Annotated in this window: 15 protein-coding genes and 1 rRNA gene; 7 read left to right on the forward strand and 9 right to left on the reverse strand. The window is 67.0% G+C overall.

The genetic code is table 11. From position 1 onward, the window contains the following. Nucleotides 1-32: 32 nt before the first annotated feature. The 6 genes from QWG60_RS12435 to QWG60_RS12460 all read right to left on the reverse strand — a co-directional run bounded on the left by QWG60_RS12435 (nt 33) and on the right by QWG60_RS12460 (nt 9,015). Nucleotides 33-1,570: ribosomal RNA gene (locus QWG60_RS12435) — 16S ribosomal RNA — on the reverse strand. Between the two features lie 598 nt (nt 1,571-2,168). Then, complete coding sequence (gene prpF, locus QWG60_RS12440; protein ID WP_146910054.1) at nt 2,169-3,338, reverse strand: 2-methylaconitate cis-trans isomerase PrpF; 1,170 nt, start codon at nt 3,336-3,338, stop codon at nt 2,169-2,171. After that, nucleotides 3,335-5,971: a Fe/S-dependent 2-methylisocitrate dehydratase AcnD gene (acnD, locus tag QWG60_RS12445; RefSeq protein WP_146910051.1), complete on the reverse strand. Its 2,637-nt coding sequence runs from the start codon at nt 5,969-5,971 to the stop codon at nt 3,335-3,337. Before acnD ends, prpF begins: the two co-directional genes overlap by 4 nt. A gap of 188 nt (nt 5,972-6,159) precedes the next feature. Next, nucleotides 6,160-7,287 carry a bifunctional 2-methylcitrate synthase/citrate synthase gene (gene prpC / locus QWG60_RS12450; RefSeq protein WP_107182553.1) on the reverse strand — a complete coding sequence of 376 codons (1,128 nt, stop codon included), beginning with the start codon at nt 7,285-7,287 and terminating at the stop codon, nt 6,160-6,162. An 85-nt stretch (nt 7,288-7,372) separates the two neighbouring features. Continuing rightward, nucleotides 7,373-8,275: a methylisocitrate lyase gene (gene prpB, locus QWG60_RS12455; RefSeq protein WP_035598803.1), complete on the reverse strand. Its 903-nt coding sequence runs from the start codon at nt 8,273-8,275 to the stop codon at nt 7,373-7,375. After that, nucleotides 8,272-9,015, reverse strand: a complete 744-nt coding sequence (locus QWG60_RS12460; RefSeq protein ID WP_035598806.1) for a GntR family transcriptional regulator — start codon at nt 9,013-9,015, stop codon at nt 8,272-8,274. The genes prpB and QWG60_RS12460 overlap by 4 nt, the downstream gene beginning before the upstream one ends. A gap of 225 nt (nt 9,016-9,240) precedes the next feature. On the opposite strand from QWG60_RS12460, the gene pabB reads away from it, so the two are divergent. Beyond that, complete coding sequence (gene pabB / locus QWG60_RS12465) at nt 9,241-10,596, forward strand: aminodeoxychorismate synthase component I (RefSeq protein WP_146910049.1); 1,356 nt, start codon at nt 9,241-9,243, stop codon at nt 10,594-10,596. Between the two features lie 171 nt (nt 10,597-10,767). Then, nucleotides 10,768-11,388, forward strand: a complete 621-nt coding sequence (locus QWG60_RS12470; RefSeq protein WP_035598813.1) for a phosphoadenosine phosphosulfate reductase domain-containing protein — start codon at nt 10,768-10,770, stop codon at nt 11,386-11,388. Nucleotides 11,389-11,475: 87 nt separating this feature from the next. On the opposite strand, the gene cysB is transcribed toward QWG60_RS12470, so the two are convergent. Continuing rightward, on the reverse strand, nt 11,476-12,447 hold the full coding sequence (gene cysB / locus QWG60_RS12475; protein ID WP_035598816.1) for an HTH-type transcriptional regulator CysB: 972 nt from the start codon (nt 12,445-12,447) through the stop codon (nt 11,476-11,478). A gap of 240 nt (nt 12,448-12,687) precedes the next feature. Here cysB and trxA point away from each other — a divergent pair, with 240 nt between their 5' ends. Beyond that, nucleotides 12,688-13,011: a thioredoxin gene (gene trxA, locus QWG60_RS12480; protein WP_035598819.1), complete on the forward strand. Its 324-nt coding sequence runs from the start codon at nt 12,688-12,690 to the stop codon at nt 13,009-13,011. A gap of 68 nt (nt 13,012-13,079) precedes the next feature. On the opposite strand, the gene QWG60_RS12485 is transcribed toward trxA, so the two are convergent. Then, nucleotides 13,080-14,192, reverse strand: coding sequence for an AI-2E family transporter (locus tag QWG60_RS12485; protein ID WP_146910047.1), 1,113 nt, complete (start codon nt 14,190-14,192; stop codon nt 13,080-13,082). 171 nt (nt 14,193-14,363) lie between these two features. On the opposite strand from QWG60_RS12485, the gene QWG60_RS12490 reads away from it, so the two are divergent. After that, nucleotides 14,364-15,167: an SIMPL domain-containing protein gene (locus tag QWG60_RS12490; RefSeq protein ID WP_146910045.1), complete on the forward strand. Its 804-nt coding sequence runs from the start codon at nt 14,364-14,366 to the stop codon at nt 15,165-15,167. An 86-nt stretch (nt 15,168-15,253) separates the two neighbouring features. Here QWG60_RS12490 and serS read toward each other — a convergent pair whose 3' ends face one another. Continuing rightward, nucleotides 15,254-16,531, reverse strand: coding sequence for a serine--tRNA ligase (gene serS / locus QWG60_RS12495; protein WP_146910043.1), 1,278 nt, complete (start codon nt 16,529-16,531; stop codon nt 15,254-15,256). A gap of 169 nt (nt 16,532-16,700) precedes the next feature. Between serS and QWG60_RS12500 the strand changes: the two genes are divergently transcribed. From QWG60_RS12500 to QWG60_RS12510, 3 genes are all read left to right on the forward strand, one after another. Next, nucleotides 16,701-19,967: an FAD-binding and (Fe-S)-binding domain-containing protein gene (locus tag QWG60_RS12500; protein WP_146910040.1), complete on the forward strand. Its 3,267-nt coding sequence runs from the start codon at nt 16,701-16,703 to the stop codon at nt 19,965-19,967. Between the two features lie 37 nt (nt 19,968-20,004). Continuing rightward, on the forward strand, nt 20,005-20,205 hold the full coding sequence (locus tag QWG60_RS12505; RefSeq protein WP_107181590.1) for a DUF2905 domain-containing protein: 201 nt from the start codon (nt 20,005-20,007) through the stop codon (nt 20,203-20,205). Nucleotides 20,206-20,308: 103 nt separating this feature from the next. Beyond that, on the forward strand, nt 20,309-22,135 hold the full coding sequence (locus QWG60_RS12510) for a cation:proton antiporter (RefSeq protein WP_146910038.1): 1,827 nt from the start codon (nt 20,309-20,311) through the stop codon (nt 22,133-22,135). Nucleotides 22,136-22,161 lie beyond the last annotated feature (26 nt).

Consider the following 22,161-nt stretch of genomic DNA (forward strand, 5'->3'; position numbering starts at 1 on the left):
GACACTTGCCGGGTGGCGGTGACGTCGTCGATTAAGGAGGTGATCCAGCCGCAGGTTCCCCTACGGCTACCTTGTTACGACTTCACCCCAGTCATGAACCACACCGTGGTGATCGCCCTCCGAAGTTAGGCTAACCACTTCTGGTGCAGTCCACTCCCATGGTGTGACGGGCGGTGTGTACAAGGCCCGGGAACGTATTCACCGTGCCATTCTGATGCACGATTACTAGCGATTCCGACTTCACGGAGTCGAGTTGCAGACTCCGATCCGGACTGAGACCGGCTTTATGAGATTAGCTCCCCCTCGCGGGATGGCAGCCCATTGTACCGGCCATTGTAGCACGTGTGTAGCCCTACTCGTAAGGGCCATGATGACCTGACGTCGTCCCCACCTTCCTCCGGTTTGTCACCGGCAGTCTCCCTAGAGTTCCCGACCGAATCGCTGGCAAATAGGGACAAGGGTTGCGCTCGTTACGGGACTTAACCCAACATTTCACAACACGAGCTGACGACGGCCATGCAGCACCTGTCTGAGCGTTCCCGAAGGCACCCATCCATCTCTGGATGGTTCGCTCGATGTCAAGAGTAGGTAAGGTTCTTCGCGTTGCATCGAATTAAACCACATGCTCCACCGCTTGTGCGGGCCCCCGTCAATTCATTTGAGTTTTAACCTTGCGGCCGTACTCCCCAGGCGGTCGACTTATCGCGTTAACTGCGCCACAAAGGTCTCGAGGACCCCAACGGCTAGTCGACATCGTTTACGGCGTGGACTACCAGGGTATCTAATCCTGTTTGCTACCCACGCTTTCGCACCTCAGCGTCAGTGTCAGTCCAGAAGGCCGCCTTCGCCACTGGTATTCCTCCCGATCTCTACGCATTTCACCGCTACACCGGGAATTCTACCTTCCTCTCCTGCACTCTAGCCTGACAGTTCCGGATGCCGTTCCCAGGTTGAGCCCGGGGCTTTCACAACCGGCTTATCAAGCCGCCTACGCGCGCTTTACGCCCAGTAATTCCGATTAACGCTTGCACCCTCCGTATTACCGCGGCTGCTGGCACGGAGTTAGCCGGTGCTTCTTCTGCGAGTGATGTCCTTCTTGCAGGGTATTAACCCACAAGCGTTCTTCCTCGCTGAAAGTGCTTTACAACCCGAAGGCCTTCTTCACACACGCGGCATGGCTGGATCAGGCTTTCGCCCATTGTCCAATATTCCCCACTGCTGCCTCCCGTAGGAGTTCGGGCCGTGTCTCAGTCCCGATGTGGCTGATCATCCTCTCAGACCAGCTACGGATCGCGGCCTTGGTGAGCCATTACCTCACCAACTAGCTAATCCGACATAGGCTCATCCGATAGCGCAAGGTCCGAAGATCCCCTGCTTTCCCCCTTGGGGCGTATGCGGTATTAGCTTGAGTTTCCTCAAGTTATCCCCCACTACCGGGCAGATTCCTATGCATTACTCACCCGTCCGCCGCTCGACGCCTCCTAGCAAGCTAGGATCGTTTCCGCTCGACTTGCATGTGTTAGGCCTGCCGCCAGCGTTCAATCTGAGCCATGATCAAACTCTTCAGTTAAAAGCTTGATAGTTCCTAAGGTGGAACCAAACCTGGTTCAAGATTCAAACGTCTCTTTGACGAGTCGCTTGTCTTGATATCTAGTGACTGGTCACCGACATCCCGACAAGCGCCCACATGAATTATCTGATCGATTGTTAAAGAGCAGCTCGACTCAATAAGGAGAAGAGCATCTTGCGTTCCCGGCCGCTTGACCAGTGCCTCGCAAGGAAGGCGTATTCTACGTAATCGGCGCGTCGTGTCAACCGGGGATCTTCAAGCTCTCGAAAGAGCGAAGCGGATGACCGAGCGGTCGTCTTCAGCGAGTGAAGCGAGGTCCGATCGAGCCCTCAGCGGGCTACCGTAGCGAGTGGCGGGCATTTTACCGATTCCGCTGACCCTGTCAATCGAGCGATTTCGACATCCGTCGAAAAACCTCAAGAAAAACAAGCGCTTCTGCCACTCATCACCGCCTGCAACGTTGCCCGTCGCCGGCAGCGGATGCGTACTCTACGGATTCTCCCGGGTCGACGCAAGACTTATCTTAAAATATAGTCCAGCCCACCCTGCAGACCAAGACGATGCCCATGCCGTTTCGGCATCGCCTTGGCTCACCGCTCTAGAAGCTATCCTCTGGCACTCGAACGAATCCTTCCATCAGCACGCGCGCGCTGCGGCTCATGGTGGCCTTGAGCGCCGTCCAGCCACTGCCCGCCTGACGTGCCTCGGCGCCCACCCGCAGCGTGCCGGAGGGATGGCCGAAGCATACCGAGGTACGCTCGCCGCCGCCGGCGGCGAGATTCACCAGGGTGCCCGGCACCGCCGCCGCACTGGCGATGGCCACCGCGGCGGTCCCCATCATGGCGTGATGCAGCTTGCCCATGGACATCGCCCGCACCAGCAGGTCGATATCCTCCGCGGATACGGCCTTGCCGCTGGAGGCGACATAGTCGGCCGGCGGCGCCACGAAGGCCACCTTGGGCGTATGCTGACGCTGCGCCGCTTCCTCGGGCCGGGCGATCAGCCCCATGCGCAACGCGCCCTGGGTGCGGATCGCCTCGAGGCGCGCCAGCGCCTCGGCGTCATTGTTGATCGCCTCCTGCAGCTCGGTGCCGGTATAGCCGATGGCCGCCGCCTCGACGAAGACGGTAGGAATGCCGGCGTCGATCAGGGTCGCTTGCAACGTGCCGATACCCGGCACCTCGAGCTCGTCGACCACGTTGCCGGTGGGAAACATGGCGCCCTCCCCGTCCGCGGGATCCATGAAGTCCACCGCCACCTCGGCGGCCGGGAAGGTGACGCCATCGAGTTCGAAGTCGCCGGTCTCCTGGACCTCGCCGCCCCGCATCGGCACGTGGCCAACGAGGGTCTTGCCGATGTTGGCCTGCCAGATGCGCACCTCGGCGATGCCGTCTCGCGGCAGGCGCTCGGGATCGACCAGGCCACTGGCGATGGCGAAGGACCCCACGGCCGACGAGAGATTGCCGCAGTTGCCACTCCAGTCGACGAAGGGCGCGTCGATGGACACCTGGCCGAACAGGTAGTCGACGTCGTGATCGGGACGCTCGCTCTTCGACAGGATCACCGTCTTGCTGGTGCTCGAGGTCGCCCCGCCCATGCCGTCGATCTGCTTGCCATAGGGATCGGGGCTGCCGATCACGCGCAGCAGCAGCGCATCGCGTGCCACTCCGGGCACTCGAGCGGCCTCGGGCAGGTCGTCCAGGCGGAAGAACACGCCCTTGCTGGTGCCGCCACGCATATAGGTGGCGGGAATGCGAATCTGGGTCATGCGTGGGTCGCCTCCTCGCTCTCTTCCCCTTCCAGGAAGTCCTCGGCGAAGCGCTGCAGCACGCCGCCAGCCTTGTAAATGGAGACTTCCTCGGCGGTATCCAGGCGGCAGATCACCGGCACGCGCTCGCTCTCTTCCGTACGCTCGCCAGCGGCACGATGAATCACCAGCGTCAGCGTCGCGCCCGGCGCGGGTTCGCCCTCCACGTCATAGGTCTCGGTGCCGTCGAGCGACAGCGTATGACGGGTGGTGCCGGGCTCGAACTGCAGCGGCATCACGCCCATGCCGATGAGATTGGTGCGGTGAATGCGCTCGAAGCCCTCGGCGACGATCGCCTCCACGCCGGCGAGCGCCACGCCCTTGGCCGCCCAGTCCCGCGACGAGCCCTGGCCATAGTCGGCGCCGGCGATGATGATCAGCGGCTGGCGACGTGCCATGTAGGCCTCGATGGCCTCCCACATGCGGGTGACCTTCCCTTCCGGCTCGATCCGCGCCAGCGAGCCCTGGATCACCTCGCCCGCTTCGTCGCGCACCATCTCGTTGAACAGCTTGGGATTCGCCAGCGTCGCACGTTGGGCGGTGAGATGGTCACCGCGGTGGGTGGCGTAGGAATTGAAGTCCTCTTCCGGCAGGCCCATCTTCGTCAGGTACTCGCCGGCGGCGCTGTCGGCCATGATGGCGTTGGACGGCGACAGATGATCGGTGGTGATGTTGTCCGGCAGTATCGCCAGCGGCCGCATGCCCTTGAGCCCACGCTCGGCCGCCATGGTGCCTTCCCAGTAGGGCGGCCGGCGGATATAGGTACTCTGCGGGCGCCAGTCATAGAGCGGGCTCTCGGCGGCTTCCACCGCGTCGAGATCGAACATCGGGATATAGACCTCGCGGAACTGCTCCGGCTTGACGTACTCGCCGACGATGGCGTCGATCTCCTCGTCCGAGGGCCACAGGTCCTTGAGGGTGATCGGCTGGCCGTCGGGATCGAAGCCCAGCGCGTCCTGCTCGATATCGAAGCGCACCGTCCCGGCGATGGCGTAGGCCACCACCAGCGGCGGCGAGGCCAGGAAGGCCTGCTTGGCATAGGGATGAATGCGCCCGTCGAAGTTGCGGTTGCCGGACAGCACGGCGGTGGAATAGAGATCGCGGTCGATGATCTCCTGCTGGATCTTCGGGTCCAGGGCCCCGGACATGCCGTTACAGGTGGTGCAGGCGTAGGCGACGATGCCGAAGCCGAGCCTCTCCAGCTCGGGCAGCAGACCGGCCTCTTCCAGGTAGAGGCGCGCGACCTTGGACCCCGGCGCAAAGGACGACTTCACCCAGGGCTTGCGCACGAGGCCCAGCGCGTTGGCCTTCTTCGCCAGCAGGCCGGCGGCCACCACGTTGCGCGGATTCGACGTGTTGGTGCAGCTGGTGATGGCGGCGATGATCACCGCGCCATCGGGCATCTTGCCCTCCTTCTCCTCTTCCTGTGCCTTGTCGTAGTCGACGGCGATGCCGCGGTCGTGCAGCGCGCTGGTCGGCAGGCGACGGTGCGGATTGGAGGGACCTGCCAGGTTGCGCTCCACGCCGGAGAGGTCGAACTCCAGCACCCGCTCGTACTCGGCGCCGGCCAGGTCATCGGCCCACAGGCCGGCGGTCCTGGCGTACTGCTCGACCAGCGCCACCTGCTCCGGCTCGCGGCCGGTCAGCCTGAGATAGTCGAGGGTCTGGTCGTCGATGTAGAACATCGCCGCCGAGGCCCCGTATTCCGGCGTCATGTTGGAGATGGTGGCACGGTCGCCGATGGTCAGGCTCGCCGCGCCCTCACCGAAGAACTCCAGATAGGCCCCCACCACCCGCTCGTTGCGCAGGAACTCGGTGATCGCCAGCACGATGTCGGTGGCGGTGATGCCGGGCTTGCGCTGGCCGGTCAGCCGCACGCCGACGATATCGGGCAGGCGCATCATCGAGGGGCGACCCAACATGACGGTCTCGGCCTCGAGGCCGCCGACGCCGATGGCGATCACCCCCAGGCAGTCGATGTGCGGGGTGTGACTGTCGGTGCCGACGCAGGTATCCGGGAAGGCCACGCCGTCGCGTGCCTGTACCACCGGCGACATCTTCTCCAGGTTGATCTGGTGCATGATGCCGTTGCCGGCGGGGATAACGTCGACGTTCTCGAAGGCGGTGCGCGTCCAGTCGATGAAGTCGAAGCGATCCTCGTTGCGGCGATCCTCCACCGCCCGGTTCTGCTCGAAGGCATCCTTCTCGAAGCCGGCATGCTCCACGGCCAGGGAATGGTCGACGATCAGCTGGGTCGGCACCACCGGATTGACCTTGGCCGGGTCGCCGCCGCGCTCGGCGATGGCGTCACGCAGCCCGGCCAGGTCGACCAGCGCCGTCTGGCCGAGGATGTCGTGACAGACCACCCGGGCCGGGTACCAGGGAAAGTCCAGGTCGCGCTTGCCGTCGATGATCTGCTCGAGGGCGGCGTCGCGCAGGCCCGGCTCGCAGCGGCGCACCAGCTGCTCGGTCAGCACCCGGGCGGTGTAGGTCAGGGTGTCATAGGCGCCGGGGCGAATCGTCTCGACCGCCTCGCGGGTATCGAAGTAGTCCAGCCCGGTGCCGGGCAGGGGCTTGCGGTAATCGGTATTCATGGCGTGGCCACCCTCGGATCGGGTCGTGGACAGGAAAAGGCGCGCCGGAAGCAGCAGTGAAGCCGGGGACAAGGCGAAGCGAGGGTCCTACGCCATGGATGGCGTCGGTAGCGCCCAGGGATGGGTTCACAGCGCCCTCGCGCAGACTTGTCCCCGGCGAAGCTCATGCCGGGCATCGAACTGGAGCGTCAGTCTCGCTCCTCGATCGGCACCCACTCGCTGTCTTCCGGCCCGGTGTAGTCGGCGCTCGGGCGGATGATGCGGTTGTTCTCGCGCTGCTCGAAGACGTGGGCACACCAGCCGGTCACCCGCGAGCAGACGAAGATCGGGGTGAACAGCTTGGTGGGGATGTCCATGAAGTGATAGGCGCTGGCGTGGAAGAAGTCGGCGTTGCAGAACAGCTTCTTCTCGCGCCACATCACCGCCTCGACGCGCTCGGAGACCGGATAGAGCACGCTGTCGCCCACGTCCTCGGCCAGCTGCTTCGACCATTTCTTGATGATGGCGTTGCGCGGGTCGGACTCGCGGTAGATGGCATGCCCGAAACCCATGATCTTGTCCTTCCGCTCCAGCATGCCGAGGATCTCGCGCTCGGCCTCCTCCGGCGACTGCCAGTGCTCGATCATTGCCATGGCGGCCTCGTTGGCGCCGCCGTGCAGCGGGCCGCGCAGCGAACCGATGGCCCCGGTCACGCAGGAATGCATGTCAGAGAGCGTCGAGGCGCAGACCCGCGCGGTGAAGGTCGAGGCATTGAACTCGTGCTCGGCATAGAGGATCAGCGAGACGTTCATCACCCGGGCGTGCAGCTCGGAGGCCGGCTCGCCGCGCAGCAGGTGCAGGAAGTGCCCGCCCACGGACGCGTCGTCGGTCTCGGTCTCGATACGCACGCCGTCGTGGCTGAAGCGATACCAGTAGCAGATGATCGAGGGCAGGGCCGCCAGCAGGCGGTCGGCGACGTCCTGCTGCTGGTCGAAGCTCTCCTCGGTCTCGAGGTTGCCGAGCATGGAGGCGCCGGTGCGCATCACGTCCATGGGGTGGGCGTCGGCCGGAATCTGCTCGAGCACGGTCTTCAGCGCCGGCGGCAGGCCGCGCAGGCCCTTGAGCTTGGCGATGTAGCCGTCAAGCTCGGCCCGGTTCGGCAACTTGCCCTTGAGCAGCAGGTAGGCCACTTCCTCGAAGCGTGCCTTGTCGGCGAGCTCGCTGATGTCGAAGCCACGATAGGTCAGGCCGGCACCGCTCTTGCCGACGGTGCACAGGGCGGTGGAGCCGGCGCTCTGGCCGCGCAGGCCGGCGCCGCCGATCGGTTTGTCTGCCATGGTGTCTCTCCTCTTGCTGCGTAAGCTTGGCGTGGTCTTGTTGTTCGAAGTCGGCTCAAGAGACGCGGACGCGCCCTCGCCCCTGCTATGCCGAGTCGTTCTCTGCAGACGCGTTCTCTGCAAACAGGGCATCGAGCTTGCGCTCGAAGTCGTGGTAATTGAGGAAATCGTAGAGCTCCTCGCGGGTCTGCATCTGGTCCACCACGTCGCGCTGATGGCCCTGTTCGTGAATGCTCTGATAGACCCTGAGCGCCGCGGCGTTCATGGCGCGGAAGGCCGACAGCGGATAGAGCACCATGCGACAGCCGACCTCGGCGAGCTCCTGCTGGCTGAACAGCGGGGTGGCGCCGAATTCGGTGATGTTGGCCAGTATCGGCGCGTCGAGGCGCTCGCAGAAGGCGCGGTAATCGTCCAGCGTGTGCACGGCCTCGGCGAAGATGGCGTCGGCGCCGGCCTCCAGACAGGCGTTGGCACGCTCGATGGCGGCCTCCAGCCCTTCCTTCTGGAAGGCGTCAGTGCGGGCGATCAGGTAGAAGTCCGGATCGAGGCGCGCGTCGGCGGCGGCCTTGATACGGTCGACCATCTCCTGCTGGGAGACGATGGCCTTGTTGGGCCGGTGCCCGCAACGCTTCTGGGCCACCTGATCCTCCAGATGCACGGCGGCGACGCCGGCACGCTGCATCTCCTTGACCGTACGGGCGATGTTGAAGGCCCCGCCCCAGCCGGTATCGATGTCCACCAGCAGCGGCCGATCGGTGGCGCCGCAGATGCGGTGGGCGTCCTCGACCACGTCGTTCATGGTGGTCATGCCGAGATCCGGCAGGCCGAAGGAGGCGTTGGCCACGCCGCCGCCGGACAGGTAGATCGCCGGATGGCCGACGCGTTCGGCCATCATCGCGGTGTAGGCATTGACGGTGCCGACGATCGGCAGCGGCCGACTGGCCTCGAGGGCGGCGCGGAAACGGGCGCCGGGCGTCGCTTGTGTCATGGGTTTCTCCGGTCGGTGGCGGCGGCCTGGGAAGCGGCCGACTGTTCCTGTTCGAGGACGGCGGCGTAGCGCTCGACGACGTTCTCCCGCGAGGCGCTGACGTGGCGCCGCATCAACAGCTCGGCGAGCTCGGCGTCGCCGGCCTCGATGGCATCGACGATGCGGTGGTGCTCGACGAAGGCCCGCTGTGGACGCGAGCCGCTGGCGCTGAACTGGGTGCGATACAGCCGCACCAGGTAGTAGAGGTCATCGCACAGCATGCCCATCAGCATCCTGTTGTGGCTGCCCTGAACGATGCGGTAGTGGAAGTCCAGATCGCCCTCGCGCTGGTAGTAGGCCTCGCCGCGGCTCAGGTCGCTCTGGCGCTCGTGAAGCGCCAGCACCTCGCGCAGCCCGGCGATCTCCTCGGGCGTCATGTGTTCGGCGGCGATCCGCGCCGCCATGCTCTCCAGCGCCTCGCGCACGTCGAACAACTCGAGCAGTTCCTGGATGGAGAGCTTCACCACCCGAGCCCCTACATGCGGGACCCGCTCGATCAGGCGGTGCGCCTCGAGGCGACGCATCGCCTCGCGCAGCGGCCCGCGGGAGATGCCATAGGCCCGCGACAGTCCCGGCTCGGTAATCTTGCTGCCGGGCGGCAGCTCGCCACGCACGATGGCATCCTGCAACTGCTGGAAGACCCGCTCCGCCAGGGTGCGGACCTCGGGAACGTTGGCCGGTGATGTCTGGGCGTTGGTCATGGTAATTGTCGACAATCAAGGGGTGTAAGCACTCTAGCCAGTGCCGTCTCAGGGGTCAATACGCCTCATGATCGCACTTATCCCCCTTTGGTTGTAAACAACCTGACGGAACGCCCCGTCGAGCGGCGGCCTCCACGGCGCCCCGTCGACGCTCGGCCGCGCGGTGACGGGACAAAGCCCTTCTTGGCGCCTAGAATGTGCCGCCTGACGAGGGAAACCGCATCGATGACATCACCACTCGAGATCACCCCCTACCCCTATCGGGACTCGCCCCTGGACGCCTTCGCCGCCCTGCGCCACCGGCCCCACGCCGTGCTGCTCGACAGTGGCCGTCCGGCCGCACCGGGCGGCCGCTACGACATCCTCTCCTGCGACCCGCTTAGCGTACTGGAGGTCGACGCCGAGGGCCGCAGCCACGTCGATGATGCGCCCGCGGACCTGTCGCCCTTCGAGGCCCAGCGCGCGCTGCTCGAGCGGCTGCCCCGGGACGTGCCCGACAGCGAGCTGCCCTTCCTCGGCGGACTGATCGGTTATTGGAGCTACGACCTCGGCCGCTGCCTGGAGCCGATTCCCGGCCGCGCCCAGCCCGCGGCCGAGCTGCCGGCGGCTCGGGTCGGCCTCTACGACTGGGCGCTGATCCAGGATCACGAGCGCTGCGAGGCCTGGCTGGTCGCCACGCCGGAACGCCGCGCCCAGGCGCTGGGCTGGCTCGACGCGACGGCCGAGCGCCAGGATGACGACGCGTTCCGCCTGACCGGCGACTTCACGGCGGCGATGAGCCGGGACGACTATCTGGCACGCTTCGATGCCGTGCAGCGCTACATCCGCGCCGGCGACTGCTACCAGATCAACCTCGCCCAACGACTCAGCGCGCCCTACGAAGGCGACCTGTGGACGGCCTATCGCCGCCTGCGTCGGGCCACGCCCACGCCCTTCTCCGGCTTCCTCGAATGGGGAGAGCAGGCGATCCTGTCGATGTCGCCTGAGCGCTTCCTGCACTGCGCCGAGGGCCGAGTGGAAACGCGCCCGATCAAGGGCACCCGGCCGCGCGGCGCCACGCCGGAAGAGGACCGCCGTCTGGCGGAGGAACTCACGACGAGCGTCAAGGATCGCGCCGAGAACGTGATGATCGTCGACCTGCTGCGCAACGACCTGGGACGGGTATGCCGCCCCGGCACGGTGCGAGTGCCCCAGCTGTGCGGGCTGGAAAGCTATGCCAACGTCCATCACCTGGTCAGCGTGGTGATCGGCGAGCTGGCCGAGCAGCACTCGCCCCTGGCGCTGCTGGCCGCCGCCTTCCCCGGCGGCTCGATCACCGGCGCCCCCAAGGTACGCGCCATGCAGATCATCGACGAGCTGGAGCCCTCGGCGCGCAGCGCCTACTGCGGCAGCCTCGGCTACGTCGACGTGCGCGGCCACATGGACACCTCCATCGCCATCCGCACCGCCGTGGCCGACCGCGGCCGGCTGCACCTGTGGGGCGGCGGCGGCCTGGTGGCGGACTCCGAGGGCGAGGCGGAATACACCGAGACCCTGGACAAGATCCGCCACCTGATGGCGGCGCTGAGCGATCCGGCCTGACCGCGCCCGGACACTCCGCGGCCACGCCGGTCAAACAGTCCGCCATGGAATAAGAAAAACACGCTTTTAATTCTTAGCGGAATAAATATCCAAGCAATCGGTATTGGGGCCGCTCATGGCGGCTCTGCTAGGGTAGCGTCATCGAGAACACCATCATTCTTGGAGGCGCTCATGGAGCCGCAACTCGACGCCATCAACCGCGACCTGGGCCAGGACCCCGAAGCCCTGGTCCGCTGGGCCCTGGAACAGGGCGCCCGACCGATCGTCACCACCAACTTCCGTCCCTTCGAGGCGGTGATCCTGCACATGGTCAGCCAGGTGCGGCCGGACATTCCGGTGGTGTGGATGGACCACGGCTACAACACCGAGGCCACCTACCGCTTCGCCGACGCCGTGGTGAAACAGCTCGGCCTCAACCTGGTCAGCTACATCCCGCGTCGCACCCGGGCGCACCGCGAGGCCGTCGAGGGCCCCATGCCGGGCATCGACGACCCGCGCCACGCGGCCTTCACCGAGGAGGTCAAGCTCGAGCCCTTCAATCGCGCCCTGAGCGAGATGGCCCCGGACGTCTGGTTCACCGCGCTGCGCGCCGAGGACACCCCGGAACGCGCCAAGATGGATCCGGTCAGCCGCAACGCCGACGGCCTGCTGAAGGTCGCCCCGCTGCTGCACTGGAGCGCCCGCGACATGTACCAGTACCTGGAAGCCCACGGCCTGCCCAACGAGTTCGACTACTTCGACCCCACCAAGGTGGAAGAGAAGCGCGAGTGCGGCCTGCACCTGCAGCATTGAGCCGACGCTGAAACGCAAGACGCCGGCGCCCGTCCTCTGGACGGGCGCCGGCGTTCTCTTTCCGTGTACGGGCCGGGCCGCCCCGGGTCAGCGCACCGGCAGCACGATGTCGTCGAACAGCGCCTGCTCGTGGCGCGGCCCGGCGGCCAGGGCCGCATCGACCAGTGCCCGGTCCAGGTGATCGGCGAAGCCCTGCAGGAAGTCGTACATGAAGCTGCGCATGAAGGTGCCGCGGCGGATGGCGATCTTGGTGGTGGAGCTCTCGAACAGATGGCTGGCATCCAGCGCCACCAGGTCGTCGTCGAGTTCCGGATCCACCGCCATGTGGGCGACGATGCCCACGCCCATGCCGAGGCGCACGTAGGTCTTGATGACGTCGGCATCGGCGGCCGTCAGCACCACGTTGGGCGTGAGCCCTTCGGCGCGGAAGGCATCATCGAGCTGCGAGCGCCCGGTGAAGCCGAACACGTAGGTCACCAACGGGTGCTCGGCCAGCGCCTCCAAGGTCAACGACTCCAGCGAGGCCAGCGGATGCCCCTTGGGCACCAGCAGGCAACGGTTCCAGCGATAGCAAGGCAGCAGCACCAGGTCGTTGAACAGCTCCAGGGATTCGGTGCAGATGGCGAAGTCGGCCTGTCCCTCGCTGACCATCTGGGCGATCTGCTTGGGCGTGCCCTGCTGCATGTGCAGGGCGACGTCGGGATACCGGCGGGTGAACTCGCGAATCACCGGCGGCAGCGCGTAGCGCGCCTGGGTATGAGTGGTGGCGATGGACAGGCTGCCACGCCGCTCGTCGCTATGCTCCTGGGCGACGTGCTTGATATTCTCGGTGAGGCGCAGCACCTGGCCGGCCAGGTCGATGATCGCCTGCCCCGCCGGCGTGACCCGGGTCAGGTGCTTGCCGCTACGGGCGAAGATCTCCACGCCCAGCTCGTCCTCCAGCAGGCGAATCTGCTTGGAGATGCCCGGCTGCGAGGTATAGAGGCTCTGGGCGGTGGCTGAGACGTTGAGGTTGTGACGCGAGACTTCCCAGATGTATTTCAGCTGCTGGAGCTTCATGCGCGCGTCTCCCCCTGGCTCATCCGGCCTTTAAAAGACCAATGCGAAATAAGAATATCATCCATAATTACTTTATAGCATAGCAAGCCGGGCGACACACGCCCGTCGACGTGGCGAGGTTCCGATACGCGAGATTTGCCAGCATCCTAACCGACCGCTAACATCGAGCCACCTAGCATGCCTGAGAGCATGCCCAGACCATCCGCGCACGATGCGCTACGTAGTAATTGGAGAATCCCCATGGCCAACAACGTCGATGTCACCAATGCCAACTTCGAGCAGGAAGTCCTCAACGCCGAGACCCCGGTGCTGCTGAAGTTCTGGGCGCCCTGGTGCGGCCCCTGCAAGGTCATGGCACCGGTGGTCGACGAGGTCGCCGAAGAACGCGACGGCAGCCTCAAGATCGTCAGCATCAACGTGGATGACGCCCCGGAGATCGCCGCCGAACAGGGCGTGCGCGGCGTGCCCACCGTGATGCTGTTCAAGTCCGGCGCCAAGGTCGCCTCCCTGGTCGGCGCCCAGTCCAAGTCACAGCTGACCCAGTTCATCGATCAGAACGCCTGATCGATCGACGCAAGGCTGCGGTCTCCACGACGTCCCGGCTCCGGCCGGGGCGTCGTCGTTTCGGAGAGTCAGTCGGCGTTCGTCTTCCCCTTCACCTTGTCGCGCTCGGAGGGCGGGCGATTGGCCGTCTCGAGGGGCGCGCTGCCCGAGCCCAGCAGATGGGCGATCCAGCGTGTCTGGGGATGGCTGTCCAGCGCGATCTTCAGGGTCATGGTCAACACCACCGACAGCAACATGCCCACCGCCCCGAAGATCCAGCCCCACACCACCAGCGACAGGAAGGCGACGAAGGTCGAGAGCCCCAGCGCCCGCCCCATGACCCGCGGCTCGACCAGGTTGCCGAGCACGAAGTTCACGCCCAGGTAAGCACCGCTCAGCATCACCGCCTTGAACATACCACCGTCCGGCGACACCAACAGCAGCAGCACCGGCGGCACCGCGGCGATGGCCGAGCCGATGTTGGGGATATAGTTGAGGGCGAAGGCCAGCACCGCCCACAGCAGTGGGAACTCGACCCCGATCAGCTTGCAGGCCAGCCAGATCAGCGCCCCGGTGGCCAGGCTGATGACCGTCTTCACCGCCAGGTAGCGCTTCAGCGTCATGCTGAATTCCTGGAACCGGCGCAGACTCGGCGCCGGGTTGACCAGCGCCCGAGACACCTTGTCGCGGAAGTTCAGCGTCTCGAACAGCAGGAACATCACCAGCAGCGCCACCACCACGCTCTGCATCATCAGATTGCCGACCTGACCGAGCAGCGCCGGGATCCAGTCGCCGAGCTGCTGGGCATCCACCAGCTCGGCCAGCCGGTCGGTGTCGATGGCCAACCCCAGGCTGGCGAGGCCGTCGAGCAGGCTCAGGTAGTACTGATTGAGCTTCTCCTCTATGCCCGGCAGGGCATCGACGAAGGTGCCGACGCTGTTGACCAGCAGCAGGCCCAGCAGCGACAGCAGTCCACCGATCACCACCAGCGTCAGCCACACCGAGAGCCGCAGCCCGAGCCCCAGGCGATTCAGCCAGTGAACCGGTCCGGTGCACACCACCGCGATGAACACCGACAGCAGCAAGGGCACCAGCAGGCTGGAGCCGACCCGCATCCCGGCGACGATCACCACCAGGGCGGCCAGCGCCAGCGTCAGGTTAAGGGGTATGCTGCTCGGGGTATCGTTCTCGGGTGCCGCCATGCCGCCCACTCCGCCATAGAAAAGACCGCCATCATGACGCCTGGCGCCTCGGCGCACAACGCGGCGGAAAGCCGTCAACGTGCAAGCTCTAAGGAAACCGCCGACACCAAGGAACCCGGGCAATGCTGACGGCTCAAAGCGAACGAACCCATCGCCGATAAGGAAAGTCTCATGCGCCACGTTCGTCGCACCGTCCGCGGTCTCCCCCCTGCCCGCCTCTCGGGCGGCCTGCTCGCCCTGGCCCTCGCCACCCTGCCGATGACCGCCGCCGCCAATGGCCAGCCCGCGCCGCATCGCCTCGACGTCCAGGCCCGCGCCGAAGTCGAGGTGGTGCCGGACCAGGCCACGCTCAGCTCCCGGCTGTGGGAGCGCACCCCGGCCATCGCCCAGCGCGACGCCAGCGGCGGCGATGCCCTGGCGCTGAGCCAGGCTCGCAGCCGGCTCGAGGAGCGCGCCGCCACGCTGATCCAGGCGCTCGAGGCGGCCGGCGTCGATCGCGATGCCATCAGCGCCGGCTCGCTACGCGTGCAGCCCGAGATGATTCGCGAATCCAGCGGCCCCGACGGCGAGACCGAGACGCTCTCGCGCACCCGCCTCGAACGACCCATGGAAGTCGAGATCCACGAACTCGACCGGCTGCCGACGATTCTCGACGCCCTCACCGAGGCCGGCGTCGACGCCCTCGACGGCGTCACCTACGACCTCGCCGATCGCGACGCGGCCACCGACGAGGCCCTGAACCAGGCCCTTCAGCGTGCGAAGCACAAGGCCGAGCTGATGGCCGGCACCCTCGACGTCGAGCTGGGCGACGTGCTGTCGGTCAGCGAGAACCAGGCGCCGGTGTTCCAGCCGCGGATGATGGCGATGAGCGCCGATGCGCGGGAAAGCGGCGGCGCCACCGAGTATCGCCCCGGCACTCTCTCCATCGACGCCGCGGTCAGCGTCAGCTGGGAGATCGAGGGCGGCCAGGAATAAGCGGCACGCCTGCCCCGACGAAAAAGAAAGCCCCGAAGGCGAAACCTTCGGGGCTTTCTCGTGGCTCGGCGCCTGCCGCTGGGGGCTTAGACGTTGATCGTCTCGACGCCGCCCATGTAGGGCCGCAGCGCCTCGGGCACCGTGATCGAGCCGTCGGCGTTCTGATGGTTCTCCATTACCGCGATCAGGCAGCGGCCCACGGCCAGGCCGGAGCCGTTGAGGGTGTGCAGCAGCCGCGGCTTCTTCTCGTCGGGATGACGGAAGCGGGCCTGCATGCGACGGGCCTGGAAGTCCTCGCAGTTGGAGACCGAGGAAATCTCGCGGTAGGTGTCCTGGCTCGGCAGCCAGACTTCCAGGTCGTAGGTCTTGGCGGCGCCGAAGCCCATGTCGCCGGTGCACAGGGTCACCACGCGGTACGGCAGCTCCAGCGCCTGCAGCAGCGCCTCGGCGTGGCCGCGCATCTCCTCCAGGGTGTCGTAGCTGGTCTCGGGCTCGACCAGCTGCACCATCTCGACCTTGTCGAACTGGTGCTGGCGGATCATGCCACGGGTATCGCGGCCGTGAGAGCCGGCCTCGCTGCGGAAACACGGCGTGTGCGCGGTCAGGCGCATCGGCAGCCGCTTGTGCTCGAGGATCTCGTCGCGGGCGAAGTTGGTCAGCGGCACCTCGGCGGTGGGGATCAGGCGATAGCCGCGCTCGTCCTCCAGGCGGAACAGGTCCTCGCCGAACTTGGGCAGCTGGCCGGTCCCGTATAGCGAGTCGTCGTTGACCATGTAGGGGACGTAGCACTCCTCGTAGCCGTGCTCGAGGGTCTGCTTGTCGAGCATGAACTGCGTGAGCGCACGGTGCAGGCGGGCGATGGTGCCGCGCATCACCGCGAAGCGGGCGCCGGTCAGCTTGGAGGCCAGATCGAAGTCGAGCTGGCCGGTCCGGGCGCCCAGGTCCACGTGGTCGCGGACCTCGAAATCGAAGCTGCGCGGCGTGCCCCAGCGGTGCAGCTCGACGTTGTCGTCCTCGCTCGCGCCCTGGGGCACGCTCTCGTGGGGCAGATTCGGCAGGCCGCTGATCTGCTCGTCCCACTCGGCCTGCAGCTCGGCCAGGCGCGCCTTGGCGGCGTCCAGGCGCTCGCCCAGGTCGCTGACCTCGTCGAGCAGCGGCTGAATGTCCTCGCCGGCGGCCTTGGCCTTGCCGATCGCCTTGGACCGGGTGTTGCGCTCGTTCTGCAGGCGCTCGGTCTCGGCCTGGAGCTCCCGGCGCCGGGATTCGAGGTCGGCGAGACGAGCGGTGTCGAGGGCAAAGCCCCGGGTGGCCAGTCGTTGGGCGACCATCTCGAGGTCGCCGCGCAGCAGTTTGGGATCGAGCATGGAATCCGGTCCGTCGCAGTCGGTGAAATCAACAAACGCAAGGCGACCATTGTAGGCAAAAGCCCGCCCCGGCGCCACGCGCCAGGATGCGTGTTGCGGCCCGTCGCGGTACAGTAGGGTTTCCTTCTCCCCCTGCCCCGCGCGGCAGCGACAGCGACCGAAAAACGCCATGATCGCCAGACTGGACACCGGGCGCCTCAGCGCCTCCGACCGTTCCGACGCCCCCTACCTGCACTTTCTCGAGGCCCTCGCGGACGCCGGCTTCGAGGGCGAGATCGCCCCCGACTACGCCAACCGCACGGTGCTGGCCACCGACAATTCGATCTACCAGCGCCTGCCCCAGGCGGTCATCTATCCGAAGAATGCCACCGACCTGGAGCGCCTGGCCCGGCTGGCCGCCCGCGACGAGTTTCGCCGGGTGGCACTCGCCCCGCGCGGCGGCGGCACCGGCACCAACGGCCAGTCGCTGACCGACGGCCTGGTGGTCGACGTCTCGAAGCACATGACCGCCATCCTCGACATCGACGTCGAGGCCCGCCGGGTGCGCGTCCAGGCCGGCGTGGTCAAGGACCAGCTCAACGCCGCGCTCAAGCCCCACGGGCTGTTCTTTGCCCCGGAGCTCTCCACCTCCAACCGCGCCACCCTCGGTGGCATGATCGCCACCGATGCCAGCGGCCAGGGCAGCTGCGAGTACGGCAAGACCCGCAACCACGTGCTCGAACTCGACAGCGTGCTGCTCGGCGGCGAGCGCCTGGTCACCCGCCCGGTGGACGACGACGAACTCGAGGCGCTGTGCCAGCGCGACGACGCCGTGGGCCGGGTGCACCGCATGGCCCGCGAGATCATCGACACCGAGCGCGAACGCATCCGCGAGACCTTCCCGCCGCTCAACCGCTGCCTGACCGGCTACGACCTGGCGCACCTGCGCACCGAGGACGGCAAGTTCGATCTCAACAGCGTGCTGTGCGGCGCCGAGGGCTCGCTGGCCTTCACCAGCGAGGCGGTGCTCAACGTGCTGCCGATCCCGAAGCATTCGACCCTGGTCAACGTGCGCTACGCCGGCTTCATGGACGCCCTGCGCGACGCTCGGGCCCTGATGTCCAGCAGTCGCTCTTCACCAGAGCAGCCGCAGGCGCGCCCCACCTCCATCGAGACGGTGGACGACAAGGTGCTGGGCCTGGCCCAGCAGGACTTCGTGTGGGACAGCGTCGGCGAGTTCTTTCCTGACACCGGCGACACGCCGACCCACGGCATCAACCTGGTCGAGTTCAACGACGACGATCCCGAGCGTCTGGCCGCGCGGGTCGCGTCTTTCTGCGCGCACCTCGCCGAGGACGACAGCGTCATCCGGCTGGGCTACACCCAGGCCGTGGGCCGCGAAGCGATCACCCGGGTCTACGGCATGCGCAAGCGCGCCGTGGGCCTGCTCGGCAACGTCCAGGGCGAGAAGCGCCCGCTGCCCTTCGTCGAGGACACCGCGGTGCCGCCTGAGCATCTGGCCGACTACATCGCCGAGTTCCGCGCCCTGCTCGACGCCCGCGGCCTGGCCTACGGCATGTTCGGCCACGTCGACGCCGGCGTGCTGCACGTGCGCCCGGCGCTGGACATGAAGGACCCGGCCCAGGAAGCGATGATCCGCGAGATCTCCGACGAGGTCGCCGCGCTGACCCAGAAGTACGGCGGCCTGCTGTGGGGCGAGCACGGCAAGGGTGTGCGCTCGGAATACGCGCCGGCCTTCTTTGGCCCGCTCTACCCGAGCCTGCAGCGGCTCAAGGGCGCCTTCGACCCGCATAACCAGCTCAACCCGGGCAAGATCGCGACGCCGCTCGCTCTTTCCAAGCCGCCCGAAGACGCGGCGCCATCTATCCCGCCCGAAGACGCGGCGCCATCTATCCCGCCCGAAGACGCGGGTAGGGCCCAGGCTTCCGCTTCCGAGCCGACAACGCCGAGCGACGACGAGCAGGCCGTGAAGTGGGTCGACCCGGACCTGCTGGCCATCGACGGCGTGCCGACCCGCGGCCAGCATGACCGCCGCATCGACGAACGGGTCTGGCAGGCCCACGGCGACGCCGTCTACTGCAACGGCAACGGCGCCTGCTACAACTACGATCCCGACGACGCCATGTGCCCGTCGTGGAAGGCCACCCGCCAGCGCATCCACTCGCCCAAGGGCCGCGCCAGCCTGATGCGCGAATGGCTGCGCCTGCAGGGCGAGGCCGGCGTCGACGTGCTCGAGGCCTCGCGCGACGCCCGACGCGGCGGCGCCTTGGGCGCGCTCAAGGCCTTCCCCGGCAAGCTGAAGAACACCCTGGCCAAACGCCGCGGCGAGGACGACTTCTCCCACGAGGTCTACGACGCCATGGCGGGCTGCCTGGCCTGCAAGTCCTGCGCCGGCCAGTGCCCGGTGAAGGTCAGCGTGCCGACCTTCCGCTCGCAGTTCCTCGAGGTCTATCACGGCCGCTATCTGCGTCCGCCCCGCGACTACCTGATCGGCGGTCTGGAGTTCATGATGCCGGCGCTGTCCCGCATCGCGCCGCTCTACAACGCCGCCCTGGACAGCCGCTGGGTCAGCCGCCTGCTGGCCGGTCCCGTGGGCATGGTCGACAGCCCCAAGCTGTCCCGGGCGCGCCTGGACAAGCAGCTCACGGCCTGGGGCGTGGCGCCGGCCACGCCGACCACCCTCGGCCGGCTCACCGAGACGCAGAAGGCCAACAGCGTGGTGCTGGTGCAGGACGCCTTCACCAGTCACTTCGAGTCCCGGCTTGTGATGGACGTGGTCGAGCTGCTCGAGCGCCTCGACGTGCGGGTGTTCGTCGCGCCCTTCTCACCCAACGGCAAGCCGCTGCACGTGCAGGGCTTCCTTGGCGCCTTCGAGCGCACCGCCGAGAAGCAGGCCGAGCGCCTGCGGACGCTGGCCGAGTTCGGGGTGCCGCTGGTCGGCATCGACCCGGCGATGACCCTGACCTACCGCCAGGAGTACGTGAAGGCGCTGGGCGCCGACGCCGTGCCCGAGGTACAGCTGCTGCCCGAATGGCTGAGTGAGCGGCTGGCCGAGCGAGCGCCCGAGCTGGCACCGCAGGGCGCCAGCCTCGACGATCCCGGCTACCGGCTGCTCGCCCATTGCACCGAGAAGACCAACGCCCCGGGCACGCCCAAGGCCTGGCAGCGGCTGTTCGCCGCCTTCGGCCTCGAGCTCGAGGTGGTCGCCACCGGCTGCTGCGGCATGTCCGGCACCTACGGTCACGAGGCACGCAACCTCGAGACCTCGAAGACCATCTACGCCCAGTCCTGGCAGCCGAAGGTCGAGGACCCGGCCAACGCCGGCCGGCTGCTGGCCAGCGGCTACTCCTGCCGCAGCCAGGCCAAGCGCCTCTCGGATGCCGCCCTGCCCCATCCGCTGCAGGGGCTTCTGAGCGCCATCAGGCGGGCCACCTGAAGGCGGCCTTCACTCCACCCGGCCCGGAGGCGAGACCATGTCACGCACGCTGATCGTCATCGGCCTGCTGCTGTTCGCCGCCGGGCTGCTGTGGCCCTGGCTCGGTCGGCTGCCCCTGGGGCAGCTGCCGGGCGATATCCTGATCCGCCGCGGCCACACCACCTTCTACGTTCCCCTCACCAGCATGCTGCTGATCAGCGCCATACTGACGCTGCTGCTGTGGCTTTTCCGACGTTGACGCGTTATCGACGTTATTCATCGCTTCCATCGATTGCATGTCGGGGCCGGCGACGCTAGGCTGCGCGCCCTTTAACCCAACCCTGACGAGAGAGCGAACGACCATGGAGCATGCCGGTTTCGACCTGGCGATGATCGGCCTGCTGGCGCTGATCTGCCAATGGCTCGCCTGGCAGCTGAAGCTGCCCGCCATCCTGACGCTGCTGGTTGCCGGCATCGCCGCCGGCCCGGTCACGGGTCTGCTGAACCCCGATGCGCTGTTCGGCGACCTGCTGTTCCCGCTGGTCTCGCTGGCGGTGGCGGTGATCCTGTTCGAGGGCAGCCTGACGCTGAACTTCCGCGAGCTCGGCGGCCACGGACGCACGGTGCGCCGGCTGGTGACCTGGGGCGCGCTGATCACCGGCGTCATCGCCACCGTGGCCGCCCGGCTGCTGCTGGACCTCTCCTGGGAGATGGCCAGCGTGCTGGGGGCGCTGCTGGTGGTCACCGGCCCCACCGTGATCCTGCCGATGCTGCAGACGCTGCGCGCCCGCGAGCACCTGACCCAGATCCTGCGCTGGGAAGGCATCCTGATCGATCCCATGGGCGCCATCGGCGCGGTGCTGGTCTACGAGTTCGTGGCCCTGGGCGCCGGCGGCGAGGCGGCCACCCAGACGTTGATGGTGTTCGCCCAGACGGCGCTGATCGGCTTCGGCCTCGGCATCGCCGGCGGCTGGTGCTGGGGCCTGGTGCTTCGGCAGCACTGGCTGCCCCACCAGCTGCACAGCTTCGGCACCCTGATGCTGATGCTGACGCTGTTCACCGTCTCCAACCAGCTGTTCCACGAGTCGGGGCTGCTCACGGTGACGGTGATGGGTGTATGGATGGCCAACATGCGCGGCGTACCGACCCGCCCCATCATCGAGTTCAAGGAAACCCTCTCGGTGCTGCTGATCTCGGGGCTCTTCCTGCTGCTCGCCGCGCGGCTCACCGTGGAGCAGCTGGCGCTGCTGAGCTGGCCGACCTGGATCTTCCTGCTGGTGCTGGTGGGCGTCGCCCGGCCGCTGTCGGTCTGGCTGTGCACCCTGGGCAGCAACCTGGCATGGCGCGAGAAGGCGCTGCTGGCGTTCATCTCGCCGCGCGGCATCGTGGCCGCCGCGGTGGCCTCGCTGTTCGCCCTGCGCCTCGAGGAGGAAGGCATGCCCGGGGCCGAGATGCTGGTGCCGGTGACCTTCCTGGTGATCATCAGCACCGTGGTCAGCCAGAGCCTGCTGTCGCGCCCCCTGGCCCGCTGGCTGGGCGTGCAGCGCCCCTCACCCAACGGCGTGCTGATCATCGGCGCCAACGCCGTGGCACGCCAGCTGGCCTGCAAGCTACGCGACGCCGGCGTCAGCGTGGTACTGGCCGACAGCAGCTGGGACGCCATCCAGCTGGCCCGCAACGAAGGCCTGACCACCTACTACGGCGACCCGCTCTCCGAGCACGCCGCTCAGCACCTGGAGCTCAGCGGCATCGGCTACCTGCTGCCGCTCTCGCCGTACCGGGAGCTCAACGACCTGGCGGCGCTGCACTTCGAGCACCTGCTGGGCCGCGATCGGGTCTTCCGCCTGGCGGTGGACGAGGGCCGTCGTGGCAACCGCCCCCAGGGCCAGGCGCTGGATCATCTGCCGCTGCTGTTCGGCCGCGACGTCACCTTCGCCAAGCTGTCGCGCCTGGTGGCGGAAGGTGGCGAAGTGCGCCTGGAGCGCTGCGGCGAGAAATTCCGCATGGAACCGCTGCGGCAGGGACACGCCGGCCGCTGGCTGCCGATGATCTGCATCGGCCCCGCCGGACGGCTGCGCCTGGCGACGGCCGAGACCGGCCTGTCGCCCAAACGCGGCGACACCCTGATCAGCCTGGTCTACGCCGACTCGCCCAAGCACTCGCTGCAGACGGTCGCCAGCCCGATCTAGTCGCGCTCGTCGCCTGCACGGATGCA

The organism is Halomonas halophila, from assembly GCF_030406665.1.
GTDB classification, from domain to species: Bacteria; Pseudomonadota; Gammaproteobacteria; order Pseudomonadales; family Halomonadaceae; genus Halomonas; species Halomonas halophila.

Coding starts and splice junctions, on each gene's coding strand:
- prpB (WP_035598803.1), bottom strand. CDS start 8,275: ATGACACAAGCGACGCCCGGCGCCCGTTTCCGCGCCGCCCTCGAGGCC.
- QWG60_RS12470 (WP_035598813.1), top strand. CDS start 10,768: ATGGAGCCGCAACTCGACGCCATCAACCGCGACCTGGGCCAGGACCCC.
- QWG60_RS12460 (WP_035598806.1), bottom strand. CDS start 9,015: ATGACCAACGCCCAGACATCACCGGCCAACGTTCCCGAGGTCCGCACC.
- QWG60_RS12490 (WP_146910045.1), top strand. CDS start 14,364: ATGCGCCACGTTCGTCGCACCGTCCGCGGTCTCCCCCCTGCCCGCCTC.
- cysB (WP_035598816.1), bottom strand. CDS start 12,447: ATGAAGCTCCAGCAGCTGAAATACATCTGGGAAGTCTCGCGTCACAAC.
- prpF (WP_146910054.1), bottom strand. CDS start 3,338: ATGACCCAGATTCGCATTCCCGCCACCTATATGCGTGGCGGCACCAGC.
- QWG60_RS12510 (WP_146910038.1), top strand. CDS start 20,309: ATGGAGCATGCCGGTTTCGACCTGGCGATGATCGGCCTGCTGGCGCTG.
- prpC (WP_107182553.1), bottom strand. CDS start 7,287: ATGGCAGACAAACCGATCGGCGGCGCCGGCCTGCGCGGCCAGAGCGCC.
- QWG60_RS12485 (WP_146910047.1), bottom strand. CDS start 14,192: ATGGCGGCACCCGAGAACGATACCCCGAGCAGCATACCCCTTAACCTG.
- QWG60_RS12500 (WP_146910040.1), top strand. CDS start 16,701: ATGATCGCCAGACTGGACACCGGGCGCCTCAGCGCCTCCGACCGTTCC.
- QWG60_RS12505 (WP_107181590.1), top strand. CDS start 20,005: ATGTCACGCACGCTGATCGTCATCGGCCTGCTGCTGTTCGCCGCCGGG.
- trxA (WP_035598819.1), top strand. CDS start 12,688: ATGGCCAACAACGTCGATGTCACCAATGCCAACTTCGAGCAGGAAGTC.
- serS (WP_146910043.1), bottom strand. CDS start 16,531: ATGCTCGATCCCAAACTGCTGCGCGGCGACCTCGAGATGGTCGCCCAA.
- pabB (WP_146910049.1), top strand. CDS start 9,241: ATGACATCACCACTCGAGATCACCCCCTACCCCTATCGGGACTCGCCC.
- acnD (WP_146910051.1), bottom strand. CDS start 5,971: ATGAATACCGATTACCGCAAGCCCCTGCCCGGCACCGGGCTGGACTAC.